The sequence below is a fragment of the Mesorhizobium sp. J18 genome (genome assembly GCF_007829525.1).
In the GTDB taxonomy this organism is placed as follows: domain Bacteria; phylum Pseudomonadota; class Alphaproteobacteria; order Rhizobiales; family Rhizobiaceae; genus VLJP01.
The window spans coordinates 60,882-79,318 of record NZ_VLJP01000012.1; the positions used below are offsets into that span (position 1 = coordinate 60,882).

The 18,437-nt window shown below is 59.9% G+C and carries 17 protein-coding genes; 5 read left to right on the forward strand and 12 right to left on the reverse strand.

Annotated features, from left to right (window positions below):
• Positions 1 to 310: 310 nt before the first annotated feature.
• From ftsH to L598_RS06290, 7 genes are all read right to left on the reverse strand, one after another.
• Positions 311 to 2,146 (reverse strand): ATP-dependent zinc metalloprotease FtsH, encoded by a 1,836-nt coding sequence (ftsH, locus tag L598_RS06260; protein ID WP_144861112.1) that lies wholly within the window; start codon positions 2,144 to 2,146, stop codon positions 311 to 313.
• Between the two features lie 15 nt (positions 2,147 to 2,161).
• A complete protein-coding gene (locus L598_RS06265) occupies positions 2,162 to 3,472 on the reverse strand; it encodes a DegQ family serine endoprotease (protein ID WP_246658662.1) in 1,311 nt (436 codons plus the stop codon).
• Positions 3,473 to 3,641: 169 nt separating this feature from the next.
• Positions 3,642 to 3,953 (reverse strand): SPW repeat protein, encoded by a 312-nt coding sequence (locus L598_RS06270; protein WP_144861114.1) that lies wholly within the window; start codon positions 3,951 to 3,953, stop codon positions 3,642 to 3,644.
• A 32-nt stretch (positions 3,954 to 3,985) separates the two neighbouring features.
• A complete protein-coding gene (gene rpoZ, locus L598_RS06275) occupies positions 3,986 to 4,306 on the reverse strand; it encodes a DNA-directed RNA polymerase subunit omega (RefSeq protein ID WP_144861115.1) in 321 nt (106 codons plus the stop codon).
• Positions 4,249 to 5,052 (reverse strand): NADH dehydrogenase ubiquinone Fe-S protein 4, encoded by an 804-nt coding sequence (locus L598_RS06280; protein ID WP_144861116.1) that lies wholly within the window; start codon positions 5,050 to 5,052, stop codon positions 4,249 to 4,251. Before L598_RS06280 ends, rpoZ begins: the two co-directional genes overlap by 58 nt.
• Before the next feature lie 75 nt (positions 5,053 to 5,127).
• Positions 5,128 to 5,637: an Hsp20/alpha crystallin family protein gene (locus L598_RS06285; protein WP_144861117.1), complete on the reverse strand. Its 510-nt coding sequence runs from the start codon at positions 5,635 to 5,637 to the stop codon at positions 5,128 to 5,130.
• Between the two features lie 98 nt (positions 5,638 to 5,735).
• A complete protein-coding gene (locus L598_RS06290; RefSeq protein ID WP_144861118.1) occupies positions 5,736 to 6,212 on the reverse strand; it encodes an Hsp20 family protein in 477 nt (158 codons plus the stop codon).
• 241 nt (positions 6,213 to 6,453) lie between these two features.
• On the opposite strand from L598_RS06290, the gene L598_RS06295 reads away from it, so the two are divergent.
• The 4 genes from L598_RS06295 to L598_RS06310 all read left to right on the forward strand — a co-directional run bounded on the left by L598_RS06295 (position 6,454) and on the right by L598_RS06310 (position 11,475).
• Positions 6,454 to 6,672: a hypothetical protein gene (locus L598_RS06295; RefSeq protein WP_144861119.1), complete on the forward strand. Its 219-nt coding sequence runs from the start codon at positions 6,454 to 6,456 to the stop codon at positions 6,670 to 6,672.
• Positions 6,673 to 7,047: 375 nt separating this feature from the next.
• Complete coding sequence (locus tag L598_RS06300) at positions 7,048 to 8,139, forward strand: glycosyltransferase family 4 protein (RefSeq protein WP_144861120.1); 1,092 nt, start codon at positions 7,048 to 7,050, stop codon at positions 8,137 to 8,139.
• A 26-nt stretch (positions 8,140 to 8,165) separates the two neighbouring features.
• The gene (locus tag L598_RS06305; RefSeq protein WP_144861298.1) at positions 8,166 to 10,367 is read left to right on the forward strand and encodes an amylo-alpha-1,6-glucosidase; all 2,202 of its coding nucleotides are present in this window, start codon (positions 8,166 to 8,168) and stop codon (positions 10,365 to 10,367) included.
• Between the two features lie 268 nt (positions 10,368 to 10,635).
• Positions 10,636 to 11,475 (forward strand): hypothetical protein, encoded by an 840-nt coding sequence (locus L598_RS06310; RefSeq protein WP_144861121.1) that lies wholly within the window; start codon positions 10,636 to 10,638, stop codon positions 11,473 to 11,475.
• Between the two features lie 46 nt (positions 11,476 to 11,521).
• Here L598_RS06310 and L598_RS06315 read toward each other — a convergent pair whose 3' ends face one another.
• From L598_RS06315 to L598_RS06330, 4 genes are read right to left on the reverse strand one after another with little or no spacing between them, the layout of a single operon-like run.
• Positions 11,522 to 12,601: a glycosyltransferase gene (locus tag L598_RS06315; protein WP_186444943.1), complete on the reverse strand. Its 1,080-nt coding sequence runs from the start codon at positions 12,599 to 12,601 to the stop codon at positions 11,522 to 11,524.
• A gap of 29 nt (positions 12,602 to 12,630) precedes the next feature.
• Positions 12,631 to 13,641 (reverse strand): glycosyltransferase family 2 protein, encoded by a 1,011-nt coding sequence (locus L598_RS06320; protein WP_144861123.1) that lies wholly within the window; start codon positions 13,639 to 13,641, stop codon positions 12,631 to 12,633.
• Complete coding sequence (locus L598_RS06325) at positions 13,638 to 14,546, reverse strand: polysaccharide pyruvyl transferase family protein (RefSeq protein ID WP_144861124.1); 909 nt, start codon at positions 14,544 to 14,546, stop codon at positions 13,638 to 13,640. Before L598_RS06325 ends, L598_RS06320 begins: the two co-directional genes overlap by 4 nt.
• On the reverse strand, positions 14,543 to 16,156 hold the full coding sequence (locus tag L598_RS06330) for a lipopolysaccharide biosynthesis protein (protein ID WP_246658652.1): 1,614 nt from the start codon (positions 16,154 to 16,156) through the stop codon (positions 14,543 to 14,545). The genes L598_RS06325 and L598_RS06330 overlap by 4 nt, the downstream gene beginning before the upstream one ends.
• A gap of 394 nt (positions 16,157 to 16,550) precedes the next feature.
• On the opposite strand from L598_RS06330, the gene L598_RS06335 reads away from it, so the two are divergent.
• On the forward strand, positions 16,551 to 16,904 hold the full coding sequence (locus L598_RS06335) for a hypothetical protein (protein WP_246658653.1): 354 nt from the start codon (positions 16,551 to 16,553) through the stop codon (positions 16,902 to 16,904).
• Between the two features lie 22 nt (positions 16,905 to 16,926).
• Here the strand turns inward: L598_RS06335 and uxaC are convergent, their stop codons facing one another.
• Positions 16,927 to 18,336, reverse strand: coding sequence for a glucuronate isomerase (gene uxaC, locus L598_RS06340; protein WP_144861126.1), 1,410 nt, complete (start codon positions 18,334 to 18,336; stop codon positions 16,927 to 16,929).
• Positions 18,337 to 18,437 lie beyond the last annotated feature (101 nt).

The window sequence follows — 18,437 nt, forward strand, 5'->3', positions numbered from 1 at the left end:
TCCCCATCCGTTGGCGAGATGGCGGACGTTCCCTTGTGAATAGTACTGACGCTCTGAAATGCCGGTCGGCTGTCTGCCGGCTACCATCCGCGCCTGCTGCGCCGATGGCATTGTTACATGCTACTTGACGATCCTCCCTCGAATGAAAGAGGATTGTAGCTTCTGGATTCCAGCGGGAAACAGTCTTTCGGGCTTTATTAGACTAAAGTAGTGCCCGTGGATAAAAGGCATCCAGGCCACGAGGTAGTTTCGCAGGAGTCGATCAAGCACAGCATCGAGACAAGGTCTTGATCTCCGCGACTGCTCCGGATTACGCCTCAGCCGCAGCAACAGGTTTCATTCTGGAAAGCCTGGCGATTTCCTTCTCGTCGAGAGTTTCCTTTTCCAGGAGCTCGCGGGCGATCCGCTCCAAGGCGTCCCTGTGCTCGTGTAGAAGGTTGACGGTCTTTTCGAACGTGTCACCCACAATGCGCTTTACCTCCCTGTCGATGGCGGACGCGGTCTCCTCCGAATAGGTGCGCTCCTGCGGTCCGTAGTAGGGCTGTTCCATTCCGAGGAATGAGCGTCGGTCCTTCTCAAGGGCCACATGGCCAAGCTCCTCGGTCATGCCATAGCGGGTTACAATGGCCCGCGCTATATCGGTCACCTTGGTGAGGTCATCCGCCGCTCCGGTCGACAGATGACCAAAGACGATCCATTCGGCGGCGCGGCCTCCCAGAAGCACTGCCATCTTGTTTTCCAGTTCCTCCCGGGTCATCAGGAAACGGTCCTCGGTGGGACGCTGGATCGTATAGCCGAGCGCGCCAATGCCGCGCGGAATGATCGAGACCTTATGCACGGGATCGACGCCGGGAAGCGCCATGGCGACCAGTACATGGCCTGTCTCATGATAGGCGACGATCTCGCGCTCCTTGGGATTTAGAAGCCGGTTGCGCTTCTCCAGCCCAGCCACGATGCGTTCGACGGCATTGTTGAAGTCCTCCATGGTAACGGCATCGGCCCTGCGGCGCGTGGCAAGCAGCGTAGCCTCGTTGACCAGATTGGCAAGGTCCGCACCGGTGAAGCCAGGCGTGAGCGCCGCGATTTTCTCCGGTTCGACATCGGGCGCGAGCTTGGCCTTTTTCAGGTGCACATGGAGGATCTGGACGCGCCCTGCCTTGTCAGGCCGGTCGACCAGTACCTGACGGTCGAAGCGGCCGGCGCGCAGCAGCGCCGGGTCGAGAATCTCGGGCCGATTGGTAGCGGCTAGCAGCACAAGGCCGGTCGAAGAGTCAAACCCGTCGAGCTCGACCAGCAACTGGTTCAACGTCTGTTCCTTCTCGTCATGGCCACCGGCCATGGGCCCCATGCCGCGGGCACGACCGAGCGCATCGAGTTCGTCGATGAAGATGATGGCCGGCGCCTTGGCGCGGGCCTGCTCGAACAGGTCGCGTACACGTGCCGCACCAACACCGACGAACATCTCGACAAACTCCGACCCGGAGATCGAGAAGAACGGCACGCCCGCCTCGCCCGCGACGGCCTTGGCCAGCAACGTCTTGCCGGTGCCGGGCGGACCGACAAGAAGTACGCCCTTCGGCATGCGTCCGCCGAGCCGGCCATATTCCGTTGGATCTTTCAGAAAATCGACGATTTCCTTAAGTTCGTCCTTCGCCTCGTCAACACCAGCGACATCCTCGAAGGTAACGCCGGTGTCCTTCTCCACATAGACCTTGGCCTTTGACTTGCCGATCTGCATCAGTCCGCCACCGATGCCGCTGCCCATGCGTTTCAGAACGAAGATCCAGATACCTATGAAGAGCACGACAGGCAGAACCCAGGAAAGCAGGTCGCGCAGAAAGGTACTCTCGATCTGTCCGGTAACGACGACCCCATGCTCCTGCAATTGACGGGCAAGGTCGGGCTCGACCCGGGTCGTGATGAACATCGGCCGCCCGTCGATCGGCTGCTTGAAGGTTCCCTGAATGAAACGGTCGGACACCGCCACCTCTGCGATCATGCCATCGCGCAGATAGGTCTCGAACTGGCTGTACGGAATCTGCGCCACCTGCGTGGCGGTCGTGAACAGGTACTGAAACGCCATCAGGATGAAGAAGGCGGCTATCCAGTACCAGATATTGAACTGTGTTTTCTTGTTGATACCCATGGCCGCTTTCTCCGATTACCTGACAACCAAAAGCAGGGACGTTCCGTCCCGCACGATCTCCACGGCGAGCGTGGCCGGATGATCGGATGTCCAGCGACGGATATCCCTGATCGATGTCACAGGAATGCGATTGATCGCGACGATCATGTCACCCGGCCGGAAACCGGCGCGCTCGGCGCGGCTTGCCGTTGCGACACTCTCCACGATCACGCCGCCTGTCCCGGCTGCCTGAGCTTCCTCTGCAGATGCGTTCCGCAAGCCCGCGCCCTCGAATACAGTTCCGGCAAGCTGCGAGAAGGGGCTTCCGCCTCTTTCGATCGGGACGCTAATCTCGCGCTCTCCGTCTTTGCGCACTATCGTCAGCTTGACCTTCGTTCCGACAGGCGTGAGGCCGATCCGATTGCGCAGATCCGTGGAGCTGTGAATATCACGTCCGTCCACCGCAGTGACAATATCCCCGACCTGCAAACCGGCGCGCTGAGCCGGCGAGCCGGGCTCGACATTGGCGATCACTGCGCCACGCAGGCCGCCCAGCCCGAGCGCTTCGGCCAGATCGGGGGTCACGTCCTGAATTCCGATGCCGATCCGGCCGCGCCGCACCTCGCCATGTTCGATCAACTGGTTCATGACGGCCACGGCCATGTTGCTGGGAACGGCGAAACCGATGCCGATATTGCCACCGGCCGGACTCAGGATCGCGCTGTTGATGCCAACAAGCCTGCCATCCAGCGTGACGAGAGCGCCGCCGGAATTGCCCGGGTTGATCGAAGCGTCGGTCTGGATGAAATCCTCATACCCCTCATTGCTGAGACCGCTGCGGCCAAGGGCGCTGACAATGCCGGAGGTGACTGTCTGCCCGAGTCCGAAGGGATTGCCGATGGCGACGACATAGTCTCCTACCCGGAGGCGGTCGGAATCGCCGATTTCCAGAGCTGCAAGGTTGCTGCCCTCGACCTTGAGAAGGGCGATGTCCGTTGCCTGATCCGAGCCTACGAGTTCGGCATTCAGCCGCCGCCCATCTTTCAGCGTGACGGTGATTTCCCGCGCATTCGCCACCACGTGATGATTGGTAAGCACATGGCCTCGGGCGGCATCGATGATCACGCCGGACCCGGCGCTCATCCGCTGTCGCGGCGGCGGGGCATCAGGGAGATCGAAGAAGCGCCGGAAGAATGGATCGTTGTAAAGCGGATTCGACGCTGACGCCGTCTCAGAGACGACCGAGATGTTGACGACTGCGGGCGTCACCCGCTCGAGCACGGGCGCGAGGGTGGGAAGTCGCCCTGCAATGCCTGGAACGGGTTGTCCCAAGGCCGAAGAAGGCAGCCCGGTCGCAAATGCAAGAACAATACAGAAGAAAACGGCGCGGCATGGGGTTGTGACGTTTCTGAACACGAGCGAATCTCCCTCGGGCCTGATGGCTGGCGATCTCCCCTTTCCGCCTGAGTCAGACAGGGAGAAATGGCCCGGCATCATGCCGGGCCGATTTGTGTCGTCACGCGGTGGAGTACGGACGGTTGGTCCTAAGCCAGAGGCTGCCCGTGAGGGCGGAGAAGCCGAGGACCCAGGGCGCGATCACGGTCCAAATGCCGAGAGCAAGATTGATCCATTCCTCAGCCTGATGGAACGCGAATAGCGCAACCGTCGCGATCAAGGCGATTGCGGCGCCCGCAACCCAGGCATTCCATGCGGCATGGCTCTCAGCCGCATAGCCGAGATACCAGGGAGACAGGGCAAGCCCAAGGCCGGCAACGATATTGACGATATCGAAAGCCGTACGGTTGTCGAAAGACAGAGACTTCAGCATCGTTCATTTCTCCTTGTCGACTGGTTTCGCCATCAATGAACCGTCTCCCGCGGACGGGAGACGGGTGCGGCAGCGGCCTTCGAGGGGCCGCTGTCGCGAAGCTCGTATTGTGTTGCGGGTGGCAGGAGCAACGCGCTACCGGTCCGATCCGACAGGAACGGCGCGAGTTCCTGCTGCGTGAACACGCCCGCCGCGATCTCATGCAACGCAAGATCAACCGTGCCGGCCGCCGGCTGGTCGAGCCGCGGAGCGCGTCCTCTGTTGAGTGCGCGGCTGCGTGCTGCTGCCGCCAATGTCAGAGCAAACCTGTTCGGCAGGATCTTCTGACATTCAAAGACGACGAGTGGATCCATGACTGCACCTCATCCGCTTTCCGTGGCTTTGGATGGGCCTGGCCAGCCAGGTCTTTGCACTCGAGTGCAAGCAACGCCTGCTCAACCTCATCCAGACGCGATGGCCGGTTGTTCTCCGGCATGCCTTCATTGGTCGCCTGATCGATAAGGTATTCGGACCAGGCCCAGTTCATGAGGATTGAGCGTTTGGCATCGAGCGACAGCCTTGTGTCAGCGACGACGTCCATCGGTGATGCCCATGTTCCAGAGCCCAAGGGATCGTTCTGATTCACGGCACCCGCCAAGGCCCTGCCGTAGCTTTCCTTAAAGGCTTTCAGGCCGAGCTTCTCCAAGGTCGCATCGGAGAAGGAATGTGCCGTGGTTGCTGCGCGCAGCTCTTTCGGACGTATCTGCTCAGCCACGCCCTCGACCACAAAGGTCAAGCCTTGCCGTTCGGCGTAGCGGACAGCCGATTGGAGCGTCGGAAAGCTCAGCTCGATCTGGATCAGGGTGTCGTCGCCGCCCGTATAGCCCATCAGTGGCTCGATGAAGGGCGCGGTGCGCCGCTCGAACACGAGACGCCAGCCCTTTGTGCGCGCGGTGCCGGACGTCGTCATCGCGCGGGACGGCTTGTAGATGCGCGCGACCGCGTCGGCCGGGAAGATCGAGCGTCCCATCGAGAGGGGTTTGTGCCGGTTGTCGTTCGACGGCCACCCCTGCGCGATCGGTGTTGTGGTTGATCTGTTGACCTGTCTCGTCTTCTCCATCGTTCATCCCTCCCTCTCTGGCGAAGGATGCTGCCGGCGACGGCCAGATGGCCCGCCGCCGGCGCCTGCCATGCGTCAACTCCTGATGGCGATCCGCTTGACCTGCGACTGCGCCTTTTCGCTTTTCGGCAAGGTCACGGTCAGCACACCGTTTTTGAAGCGGGCGTCGACCTTGTCCTCCTGGACCTCGACCCCAAGCGGAATGCGGCGCTCGAAGCGGCCGTAGAAGCGCTCGGAGAACTGCCTGTCCTTGTCCTCGGTCTCGGAGCGCTTCTCGCCCTTGAGCGTCAACACTCCATCATCAAGCAGGACTTCGATGTCCTTCTCCTCCAGACCGGGCACCTCGGCTGTTACCTTGATCTCCTTTTCGTTGTCGGAGATTTCGACGCTTGGCCAGCCTTCGCCGAAAGAGAATCTTCTGCCAAAAGACGGCAATCGGCTGTCGAAGGAGCGGAAGACGTCATCGAAAAGCCTGTTCACCTCGCGATGCAGTGACAGGAATGGATCGCGGTCGCCATCACGAAAGAGGCTGGGAACCTGGTTGCCATTGTTCCGGCTCCAAGGGATCAGATCACGTACACTCATTGATTTTCTCCTTTCTGTTCTTGCACGGGACACAACCCTCCCGCCGGCGCCGGGCAGATTGCCCAGCGCCGCCGCTGATGTTCTCTCGCGGAAAGACCTCAGGCGGCCTTTTTCTCTGCCTCGATCTTCCTCGTTTCGACCTTGGGCAATGCCTCCCCGGTCGCTATCTCGATCCGACGCGGCTTCATTTCTTCGGGAAGCTCGCGCTTCAGGTCGATGGTCAGCAGACCGTTGACGAGGCTGGCGCCCACCACCTTGACGTGGTCGGCCAGTTCGAAACGGCGCTGGAAGGCCCGCCCGGCAATGCCGCGATGCAGATACTGGCTGTTGTCCTCACCCGTCTTCTGGCCAGACACAATGAGCATGTTCTGCTCCTGAGTGATGGCCAGTTCGTCCTGAGAGAAGCCCGCCACCGCCATGGTGATGCGGTAGTCGTCCTCACTGGTCTTGGCTATATCGTAGGGAGGCCAGTTATCGATCTGCTCGACGCGGCTTGCGGCCTCGAGCGCGTTCAGCATTCGGTCGAAACCCACGCTCGACCGGAACAGTGGAGTAAAATCGAAAGTGGTTCTCATAGCCACATCCTCCTTTGAGCAACATGGATACAAGATCGTTGCCGTCGGTTGCTCTCGCATCCGACCGGCTTGCCGGGTCTCCAAGGAGCCCCCGGAACATCCAATGATTTAGGATAAACGACAAAGCTTTCAAGTCACCGTGGAATTGCCCTTTCCTCCGGGCGGTGGGCGCTTATCTGGGAGGATGCGGACACATCGTAACAAGAACCGAAATCGACGCCAGGACAGAGGAGATGGCGGCATGCGAATGGAAGAGATCACTGCCATTTTGGGCCCTCTCGACGAAGAGTTGGTCGCGGAGATCAACAAGACGGGAGCATCCACGGAAGAACTCGCCCAGGCATGGGCGTGGTTGAATGCCGACGAAGCCTTGATCAATGATGGTCGGCCTCTGCCTTCCGGCCGGGTTGCGGAGCTGGTTGCCTTGCTTGAAGCCTCTGAATTGGATGCAGATGAGTAAGCATCAGAATGCTCTGACCGATGAGAAGGGGACCCTGCTCACCCGGCGGAATCTGGCTTGGCGAGGTCCTCTTGAACTGAGCCGGCGTGATTCCTAACTCGAACATCGTCTGCAGGTGTGGCTCCTGCGGGCGACCAGTTACAATATCAATCATTTGCAGAAGGAGGGTCCCGTCAGGCCCTGCTTCTCTCGTTTGCAGTCCCCGTGGCATCGGCGGACAGGACGGGTGATGCGGAAATCCGATTCCCGTCAGACGAGATGACGGCAGGCAGTCCTTGCTGAACACTGAATGAGGCCATGCCACGCCCCGTAGGGGTGGCTGACCTGTCCGATGCGCTCATTGCAACACTTTGCTCAACCGAGGAGGTTTTGCCGATGAAGATCGCCCAGATCGCCCCGCTTGCCGAACGTTGTCCACCCAGGCTCTACGGGGGTACGGAACGTATCGTATCCTATCTGACGGAAGAACTGGTGCGCCAGGGGCATGAGGTTACGCTGTTCGCAAGTGGGGACTCCATAACAAATGCGGAACTGGTGCCCTGCTGCGACATGGCATTGCGGCTCAATCCGACCGTCAGGGACCCTCTCCCCTACCATTCAGTCATGCTTGAACAGGTACGCCGCCGCGCCGCCGAGTTCGATATCCTGCATTTCCACATCGATTATCTGCACTATCCGATGGCGGCGTCGTTCTCCAACAAGATGGTGACGACGCTGCACGGTCGGCTCGACCTTCCGGACATTAAGCCTTTTTATTCGGTATTTCCGCATTACCCTCTCATATCGATCTCGGACGATCAGCGCCGCCCTATGCCGAGAGTCAATTGGGCCGGTACTGTTTATCATGGCTTGCCAAAGGATCTGCTGCCATTTACCGAAGTGCCGGACGGTGACTATCTTGCTTTTCTCGGCCGCATTTCGCCGGAAAAGCGTCCTGATCGCGCCATCGAGATTGCCGCGCGTGCCGGCATGAAACTCAAGATTGCTGCGAAGATAGACAAGGCTGACCAGACCTATTGGGATGAGATCATCGCTCCGATGGTCGCAAACCATCCCAACGTCGAATTCATCGGTGAGATCAACGAGCATCAGAAGGCCGATTTCCTCGGCAACGCTCGTGCGCTGCTCTTTCCCATCGACTGGCCGGAGCCCTTTGGTCTGGTGATGATCGAGGCGATCGCCTGCGGCACACCTGTCATCGCGTTCCGCAATGGTTCGGTGCCGGAAGTTATCGACGACGGCCTCACAGGCTTCATCGTCGATAATCTCGACGATGCGGTGGCTGCGGTTTCCAAAGTCGACAGCCTTGAGCGGAGCGCCGTGCGGTCCGTTTTCGAGGAGCGATTTACGATCGAACGGATGGCGCTAGACTATCTGGCAATCTACCGCGAACTGGCAGGTGTGGAGCATACATTGCCTATCGCAGTCTATGATGGCAAAGGCACGGAAGGCCGGGTCGCTGCTTAACGCGGGAGATACAATCAATGACGTACATGGATATCGGCGCTCCTGTCCGTCATCCCGTATCGGCCGGACAGGGCAGGACTCCCACCCAGTTCTTCATTCCGGCCGCCGCTTCTCTCCAGGAGCGGCGGCCCCGCACGCTCAAGCATGGCGATACCTTCGCCGTGTTCGATCACAATGGAGATGCGATCTCAGGCCCGGGCAGTCCGGAAGGACTGTTTCATCGCGATACGCGCTATCTTTCACATCTCTATCTTACGATCGACGGTCAACGACCTCTTCTTCTTTCCTCGACGCTGCGCGACGACAACGCGACGCTGACTTGTGATCTCACCAATCCTGATCTGTTCGACAGCGGCGGCCAACTGGTTGTCGAGCACGACCTGCTGCATCTTCGCCGCTCGCGCTTTCTCTGGGATGGAGTGTGCCATGAGCGGCTGGCGGTCCGCAATTTCGACGAGCACCGGCGACAGGTGAAGGTTGAGATTTCCTTTGCGGCGGATTTCGCGGACCTGTTCGAGGTGCGCGGCATGCATCGGGAGCGCCGCGGAGACATGCAGACGCCCGAAATCGGGAGCGACCATATAGTGCTTGCCTATGTCGGCCTGGATGGCCGCCGCCGGGCAACGACGCTGCGCTTCGATCCCATCCCACATGAGATTTCTGCAGATCATGCAACATTCCTATTCGATCTCGAGCCGCGCCAAGCCCGGATCGTCGTGATCGAGATTGCCTGTGACAGGGTGACCGCGGGACCGCTGCGGCGCAGCTTTGGCGCCGCACTCAGGAAAGCACGTCAGGCTTTGCGCTCGTCGTCCGCACGGGCGGCCGGGATCGAGACATCCAACGAGATTTTCAATGAGGCGGTACGCCGCTCCATTTCCGATCTTTACATGCTGATCACGGACAAGCCGGAAGGGCCCTATCCCTATGCCGGCATTCCCTGGTTCAGCACCGTCTTCGGGCGGGATGCCTTGATTACCGCGCTCGAAACGCTCTGGCTGCATCCCGCCATCGCACGCGGCGTACTTTCGCATCTCGCCTCAAAACAGGCGACCGATATCGATCCGGCCACCGATGCCGAGCCGGGCAAGATCCTGCACGAGGTGCGTTACGGCGAGATGGCGGAACTGAGGGAAGTTCCCTTTCGCTGCTACTACGGCAGCATCGACTCCACACCCTTGTTTGTCATGCTGGCGGGCGCCTATCTGGATCGCACCGGTGACATCGTTACTTTGCGGCGTCTTTGGCCGAGCATCGAGGCGGCGCTCGATTGGATCGAGCGATTTGGCGATCGTGATGGGGATGGCTTCCTGGAATATGGCCGGCAAACGGACGATGGATTGATCAATCAAGGTTGGAAGGACAGCCACGATTCCGTTTTCCATGCAGACGGCACATTGGCGAAAGGTCCGATCGCGCTGGCCGAGGTGCAGGCTTATGCCTATGGCGCCTGGCGTGCCGCTGCCGCAATTGCGCGCGCCCTTGGTCTGACGGATAGGGTTGCCGGTTTCGAGAATCGCGCTCGGGTGCTGCGTGCCGCTTTCGACGAAGCATTCTTCGATGAGCAATTGGGCACCTATGTCCTTGCCCTTGACGGGGAGAAAAAGCCTTGCCGCGTCCGGGCTTCGAATGCCGGTCACACCCTGCTGACGGGTATTGCGCATCCCGATCGCGCTGCGGTGCTGGCCAAGGTGCTCATGGCGTCCACTTCCTTTTCCGGCTGGGGCGTGCGTACCTTGGCCACCACGGAGGCGCGCTACAATCCGATGAGCTATCACAACGGCTCCGTATGGCCGCACGACAATGCATTGATTGCCGCCGGTCTCGCCCGCTATGGCTTCAAGCGCGAGGCGGCACGCATTTTCGAAGGGCTTTTTGCTGCTTCCACCTATATAGACCTTCGCCGTCTTCCCGAGCTTTTTTGCGGCTTCGCGCGGCAGCATACGCGGGGCCCGACTTTCTACCCGGTCGCATGTGCGCCACAGGCCTGGGCAGCGGGGGCGCCTTTGTACATGCTGCAGTCCTGTCTCGGTCTCGGATTCGATCCGAGCCCGGTTCAAATCACCTTCGATGAACCGATGCTGCCGGAGTTTCTCGGAGACGTCACCATTCGCAATCTTGTGCTCGACGGAGGTTCCGCCGACATTACACTGCGCCGCTCCGGGTCCCAGGTGGTTGTCGATGTTCTCGATCGTCGTGGGCCTGTCCGTGTGGTAACCACTGCGTGAGACAAGGTTTTCCGGTGCTTACGTCTCTCTGGCGGCGGGGACCGGCAGGCTAGCTTGATGTCGACAAGGCGGATGCAATTTCCGCCACCCCGATTATAATGGCCTTTCCGGACGTTCCAACATGGGCCGCGCTCGATCGCCGATCCCGTTAGATGCTCGGGACGAGCCTGGTGCAGGCCGGAGGGGTTGTTGCCGCCTGCGCCCGGCGGGAGGGGGCCGAGCCGCAGTTCGCTCACCGTCTCCATGCCGAATGCAGGAAGGTGCTTCCATGTCGGAACTTCTCCAACCCTCGATCAGCCGTCAGACCCGCAAATATGCCAAGGCCGTGTTGAACCCGCTGCTTGGCATGCTCCGTCCGGGAAACGTTGCCATGTTTCATGTCGGCCGCGTCGGCAGCACCGTGCTGGTGGGAATGCTGCAGCAGCATCGACGCATCTATTGGGCGGGCGAGGTGTTTCAGAGGGAACATGACCGCTACATGAAAGCTGCTGAAGGCAGCTATTCTCTTCCGAAAGATCCGCTGAAGGAGCTGCGGGCTGAAATGCGCGAGGCGCGCAACCGGATGTTCGGTTTCGAGACCAAGTTTCTTGACGAGCATCATCTCAAAGTGATCGGCCTTGATCTTGAGCGATATGTGGACACGCTGTCCGAGCTCGGGTTCGAGCGCTTCGTCGTGCTCAAGAGGAAGAACATCCTGCGCCGGCTGATTTCCGGCGCCGTCCTGCGCGAAACCGGCCAGTTTCATATCCGCGCCGGCCAGAAACGGCAGAAGAGACGCTTCCATCTCGATGTGCACAGGATACCGATCGGCGCCAGACATCTCGATCTGATCGATGCAATCCGCATGATCGAAGAGGGCCATGCGCGTCTCGACAGTCTCTTGGCGGGTAAGCAGGTCTGCCAATTGAATTACGAAGAGCATATCAGCGACGATCCATTCGTCGCTTATCGCAAGGCAATAGAATTTATGGGGCTGAAGCCCGAAAAGCCGGACATCCTTCTGCGCAAGACCAATCCTGATCCGCTTGAAGAGACGATCGAGAACTATGACGAACTGCGTGAAATGATCGGGGATACGCCTTATCGATGGATGCTCGAGAACGCATGAAGGGACTGCGGTTCCTGGCGGACGGTTTGCGGCCGGCTGGCCAGCCTCATGCGGCCTCGACTGCACGACTATTGGCAGCCTTGGCCAATATCTCCTCCATCTGGTCGATCTGGCGCGTACGATCGAGCTCCGGACGTTCTGCGTAACGCATCGCAACCTGGGAAAGGGTTTCATAGAGGGTTGAATCTTCCCAAAGGGAGCGCAAAGCCTCTACCCATTCCGACAGTTCTGCCTGCGGTGGGAGGAGAATGCCACCGGGCCCGACGGCCTCGGTCAATCCGCCGATCCGCGTACCAAGAACAGGGATTCCGCTGTAATGCGCTTCGGAAGCAATGCGCCCCCAGGTTTCCTCCCACCGGCTGGGGACCAGAACGATACGGGCTCGACGGTAGTGCTCGCGCATGTCGTCCGTCCGCGGATGCAGTGTTACATTGCCAAGCCCGGCCATGCCTTGCTGAAGTGACGATCGCTGGTCGTTCGACAATGTCCAGCTTTCCACGAAATCGAAGGGGATATCAGGACATGCCCGCGCAAGCGCGATGGCGAGATCGACCCCTTTCAGCGGATGGGGGTTTACGAACAGGACCCGTTCGCGGCGCGAAGCGACTTTGTAGCGTTCAGGCTGGAAAAGCGGATTTATGACCGTCGAGCGAATTCCGCAGGCATCCTGGTAGCGGTCAGCGGTGAACTGCGAGTTGGCAAGGAAGATGGCATCCCGGAAATCTTCGATCGGCTCCCCGTGATCCTCAAACTCCACATTGTGAAGATAAATGACGGTCGGCAGGCCCAAATCCCGGAAGGCCTTGGCTACGCGCAGGATCTTGCCGGATTGTGCCACAATGACGTCCGGCGCCACCGAACGCACCACATCGGCCGCCCCCTCCCAGGCGAACCAGGAACGGAAGACGGGATAGCCCTGGCTGCGGTCGCAGATGGCTTTGCGCCGCGACAGCTTCATCAACACTCGACTGCGCGTGCCGATCCAGCCGTCGAGCGTCAGCCCGGCTAGGACGCTAACCTCATGTCCGCGCGCCAGAAGCTCCCGCGTCATTTCATGGGTGTTCGATTGGCTGCCGCCGGCAATCTGCGGAAGATAAGGGTGTGCGCTCGCGAAAACGATATTCAAAACGGTCGTCCTATTATTCGCTCGCCGGGTCAGGGTTGCGGACTGGCTGCCTGGGTCTTGAATGTGCGGTGATGGGCTGGAACGCGAAGGCAGGTCCTTGGAAAATGAAACCAGAACGAGGGCAGTTCCCGTGTGATTCTTAAAGCTGCGCGCAGAGTGACGAGCGGCCTGTAACGCAGGTTTCTGAGACACAGAAATACCAGATGGTCGCGCGTTTCCTGGGCTTCCTGTTCGCTTAACCCTCTTTGCGTCGGATCCAGATCGAAGATGGTGACAAGCTTGTCCCTGAAGACAAGCCCGTCGATCAGGCGATCGGGCGCGTTGACCGAGTCCCATGCAAGAGCTTCCCGATAAACCGACACCCCCCGTCCGCGCGACCCCATGACGGCAGTGGAATAACTGACCTTGTCGGATTGCTTTGCGAGTGTGATCCAGAAGAGCTGATCCTCACCGGTCCGGCGCAATCTGGGATCGAAGCGCACATCGCGATGGGGCGGAAACCTGTATACGACATTGGAGGTGTGCGGGATGCAGCGAACCAGAAACTCGTTGAATGCCTGCTGCCCCGATATCGATCGTGTCTCGGGTTCCGCACCCACGCTGACGTCGTGGTTTCTTGTCATGTATTCGAAATAGGAGAACGACGTGACGCCATCGTGCATGCTGTTGGCGAAATAAAAATCCGTTCCATCGGCAAGCATGGCGACTGCCTGACGGAGATGGCCGGGGTACCAAACATCATCCGAATCCAGAAAGGCCACATAATCCGTTTCCGCCGGATCCAGATGATCGAGCGCCGTGTTCCGCGCAGCGCCAGGGCCACCATTGCCTCGGTTCAGCACGACGAGGCTGTATGAAGAAGGTGGATTGAGACCGCTAAGCTCCGGCTGCGGGGGAAGGGGCGATTCGTCGTCGACGATGATAATTTTCACATCGACGCCGTCGGCCAGTTCCTGGGCAACAACCGAATCGATAGCCTTGCGCAAGATGCCCGGTTCCCTCTGGAAATAGGGAATGACGACAGCGATCGTGGTATTCATGGCCGCCGCTCCATGACGGGAGCGCGCGACCGGACGAATTCCTCGACGGCCTGCAATGCACGGTCGGAAGCATCGTTGATACGATCGTCGCGGCTCAGTTGCGGCTCACGCCGGCTCAATTCTGTGAGATGACGCGCGGCGAGGGAAATCAGAACCCGGTCCGCTGGCGCCGCAAGCGCGCTCGTGCCTAATCTCCTCGCGCGACCTTCGTAGTAACGCCGGCCTTTTGTCGCACTTACATAGAGCTCGAACAGGCTCGACGGTTGGAGCGGGTGCTGGCTCAGGTCCAATCCGAGGGATTCGGCCCAATCAAACCATTTGGCGGCATTCTCGGCATGTATCGGGCGCACCGCAAGCCATGGAGTTCTCAGGGCATCGGCGACGATGGCGCCGTGCATGGCTTCGGTAATCAGCATGCGCGCCCCGCGAATCTCGATCAGGATCTTTTCGACATCGTTGCGGGGATCGATAAGGCGAATGCCCGCCTTTGCGCAGGCTTCCGGCCAATGGCCTCTTGAGAAGCTGTGATAATGCGGCATAAACGCAATGCCGAGGTCTTCAGCCGCCGGCGGCAGGTCGAGCTTGCGCAAGAGAATCGCGCTGTCGCAAATGGCCTTGGACGGTGGCAGGTCGAGCCGCGCCGCCGTCCGGGGGCCGCGCACGAATATCACGTCCCATGTGCCGTTGTGGACATCGGGAGGCGCTGCATATCCCCCATATCCCGATCCGAACACATGTTTGTGGGCTTCCTTCGGATGATGTTCCCAGAGTATCGAACCGATGCCGAGAAACAATTCGCTGTCGTCCTCGTCGAGGAAGTCCTGTGGCAACAGCCGCGGCCACATATAGGTGTTCAGCTCGTCTCCGAAATTGGGCACGTTGCCCCTGAAATAGGTGAGTTTCATACCGAAACTGCTCCTCGCTTCAGCACAACGTCGCGTATCCGGAAAATTCGGCGGCTGTCGAGAGCGCCAAGCACGATACAATAGACCATTGCACCGAACAGGACCTCGCTGATGAGGCGCAGCGATGCCGAATCCTCAATCATGTATTGCCGCAGGGCAAGAACGCCGACCAGCATCGCCAGGCTGGCAAAGGCGGGTGAGAGAAATGGCCGAAGATAGGTCCAGGGACCGATCTTCAATATCTTCAGGACCATCCAGACGGCAATCGGCCACATGAGGAAGGTGTGTACGGCAAGGGCGAAAACCAGCAGGGAAACGCCAAACCGATAGAAGACCACGATCACCAGCACCGTCGTCGCCTGCTTGGCTGCCATGTAGTAGAACCACCAGTTGGCATTGCCCTGGCTGTTAATCAACGATGCCTGAAGGATGCCGATACAGCTCAACAATCCGATGACGCAGAAACTGCGAAGGGCGGGGATGGCGTCAACCCAATGGGCGCCGAAAAGCACCGGGATGAGATCGCCTGCGACGATGGCCAGTCCGACGAACACCGGGAACGAGAGAGCCGCGGAGGCGAAGGTCGCGAAAAGAAACGCCTCTTTCAGCTTCTCATGCTCGCTCTGCAGCGAGGCGAGCAGCGAATAGGAAACAGCGTTCAGCGCACCGGCAATGAAATCGTTGAGGAGCTGGAATATCCGCCGCGCGAAGCTGAATATGCCGAGCGCCGTCGTGCCCAAAAACATGCCGACCAGGATTTGATCCAGCCTGATCATGCCCAATATCCTGTGGCCCGATGCGAACATGCCGTAATGGGCAAGCTCGCGCAGTGCACGCAATTCGAAGCGCAGGCCGGGTCGCCAGTTGACCGACAGCAGCGTACCTATGCATATGGCAACCGACGAGGCGAGCTGCGACAGCGCCAATGCCCAAAGTCCGTATCCCAGAACCAGCAAGACAAGACAGACGGCCGCTGAAACGAGCGAGGCGATCAACGTCCGCACCGTCATCTTGCTGAATGCCATGGCACGCGAAAGAAGGGCATTCGGCACGACGACGGCAAGATCGAAGAGGAMAMRCAAGCCGATAACAGGCAGGAGCATCGCCAGGCCAGGTTCCCCCATGAAGTGTGCGAGCAAAGGGGCAGCCAAAACGAGTACTATGTAGATGGCCAGCGCGACGAGCACACAGAGCCAGAATACCGAGTCGAGATGCCGCCGTCCGAGATCGTCGCGCTGAATGAGCGCCTGGCCGAAGCCCGCCGGGGCGACGGCGCTCGCCAGCAGGGCAACGCTTGCTGCCAGCGCCACCAGGCCGAACTCGGCCGGCGTGAGGAAGCGCGAGGTGACGGTGAATACGCCGGCGGCAACCGCTGCCGGCGCAAAGCCGCTCAGGGCCGACCAGAAGACGCCGTGAACGGCTGCGCGTGTCCGCCCGCTGCGCAGACGGCCGTAAACGACCTGTTCTTCCTGGTCGAGACTCTTTTCGCTGCGATCCAGCAAGCCCTCTGTCCCTTTCAGTAGCTCGCTGCCCGCATCGGCAGCCCGCATGCCGACACAGCGGCCGTGGCGGAAGTCACAGGGCGCTGCAGGCAGGCTGCGTGCGCCCAATATGTGTCCACTCTTCTACAGCCAGCCATCATTCACTCACTTTCTCAAAACGGTGTGTGTCTCGACGCCTTGATGCTGCACCGCAACATACGATGCCACCGGACGGGTGGTTAAACAACCGGAGAGTTCATTGGTGGGCGATCGTGGTAGCTTGTTGGCGTTTGCCGATGGCCGCATCACATGGACTGGCTAATTTCGAGCAACTTTTATGTAGCGCCTGCATAAACTGTGAGTGATGTGCCTACCATTCGCGATGGTGCGCTCTGCCTTGGAATCGCCACCAGAAGCGGCCAGCTTGCGAGCCGCTATTCTCAAAATCTGGCTTTCGTCCTTGCTTCCTCGCTATTGGTTCGTTCCGTTTCTCGCGGGCATCCTTCTGATGCCGAATGGGGGCGTGGCTCAGGAACAGAGCTGCTGCGATCCGACTGGGCCTTTCAGGCCCGGTGAAGGCTATGCTGACGAACCGGCGACATGCGAGACGATCGGTACATGGGTTGACCGGGCGCCACAGACGGACGCCAGGATCACGCTTTCCATCGTCGGTCCTTTGTCGGCGGTCGAGTTCGATGGCACTCTGGCCTATCTGGTGATGTGTGAACAGCCCGGCGTGCAGGTGATGTGCGTGACCTACAGCACCAATGGCATGCAGCCCGGCAATGTGGTCCTCTTCGGCGGCGGCTACAAAAGGGTGGGCGACCAGCAGGTTATGCTCGATCCCTGTCTGGCCTCCGTATCGTCACAAAATTAGGAGTGGAGGCCAGCCCCTCCCATCAGAGCCGATATGCCTTTTTCGCCAGCGTATAGGCCAGGTCCCTCGCCACCTCGAAGGCTTCATTCTCGTCGAGCCTGTGCTCGGCGACAAGCCGCGCGAGGAAGGCGCAGTCCACCCGGCGTGCCAGATCGTGGCGTGCGGGAATGGAGGGAAACGCTCTCGTATCGTCGTTGAACCCGACGGTGTTGTAGAAGCCGGCAGTCTCGGTCGTGAATTCGCGGAAGCGGCGCATGCCTTCCGGGCTGTCATAGAACCACCATGCGGGGCCAAGTCTGAGCGCCGGATAGACGCCGGCAAGCGGAGCGAGCTCGCGTGAATAGGTCGACTCGTCGATCGTGAAGACAACGATCGTCAGATCCCGCTCCAAGCCTACCGCATCGAGCATCGGCTTCAGCGCACCGACATAGTCCGTCCGGGTCGGTATATCGAAGCCCTTGTCGCGCCCGAAACGCGCCATCATGGCATCGGAATGGTTGCGCCAGGAGCCGGGATGTATCTGCAACACCAGCCCGTCGCTCAAGCTCATCTTGGCCATCTCGGTCAGCATCTGCGCCCGGAACAGCCCGCGTTCGTCTGCATCGGCCTTGCCGGTCCGAATACGGTCGAAAAGCAAGGCGGCCTCGGCACTGGGAAGGTTCGCCGTGTCGGCGCTGGGATGACCATGGTCGGACGACGTCGCGCCGAAGGATTTGAAGTAGGCCCGCCGCTTGCGATGAGCCTCCAAATATCCGCTCCACGAACCGGTATCCTCACCGGTGATTTCACCCAGCCTGTCGAGATTGGCGGAAAAGCCTTCGAAATCCGGGTCCACGACTGCATCAGGGCGATAGGCGGTAACGACTCGTCCCTTCCAGCCGCTGTCGCGGATCATGCGGTGCCATTTCAGATCGTCCAGCGCACCTTCGGTGGTAGCGATCACCTCGATATTGAAGCGCTCGAAAAGAGCGCGTGGCCGGAATTGAGACTCGGCCAGGCGCTCGGAAATCCGGTCATATTGCCGGTCGGCATTGGCCGCGCTTGGCCGCTCCTCCAGCCCGAACAGCGACGACAGGACATAGTCCATCCAAAGCCGTGTCGGCGTGCCGCGGAACAGGTGATAATTGCTCGCAAACAACCGCCAGATTGCCCGCCCATCCGTCTCGACCGGCGCCCCGTCGAGTCTTGGCACGCCGAGATCCTCGAGCCGGATGCCCTGGCTGAACAGCATTCGGAATATGTAGTGATCCGGCACGACAAGAAGCTGCGCCGGATCGGGGAACGGCTCGTTGAGCGCATACCAGCGTGGATCAGTATGTCCATGAGGGCCAATGATCGGCAAGTCCGCTACTGTCTCGTAGAGCGCGCGAGCCAGCGAGCGTGTCGTTGCTTCCGCCGGAAAAAGGAGATTCCGATCGACAAGTGCGTTCATATGCGGTGGCGCTCCTTCCTCTCGGCGGCGTTATGGCTGTGCGCCGAAGACAATGTCAACATACCAACAAAATGAATGGTTTGCTTGATGACTCGATTGCA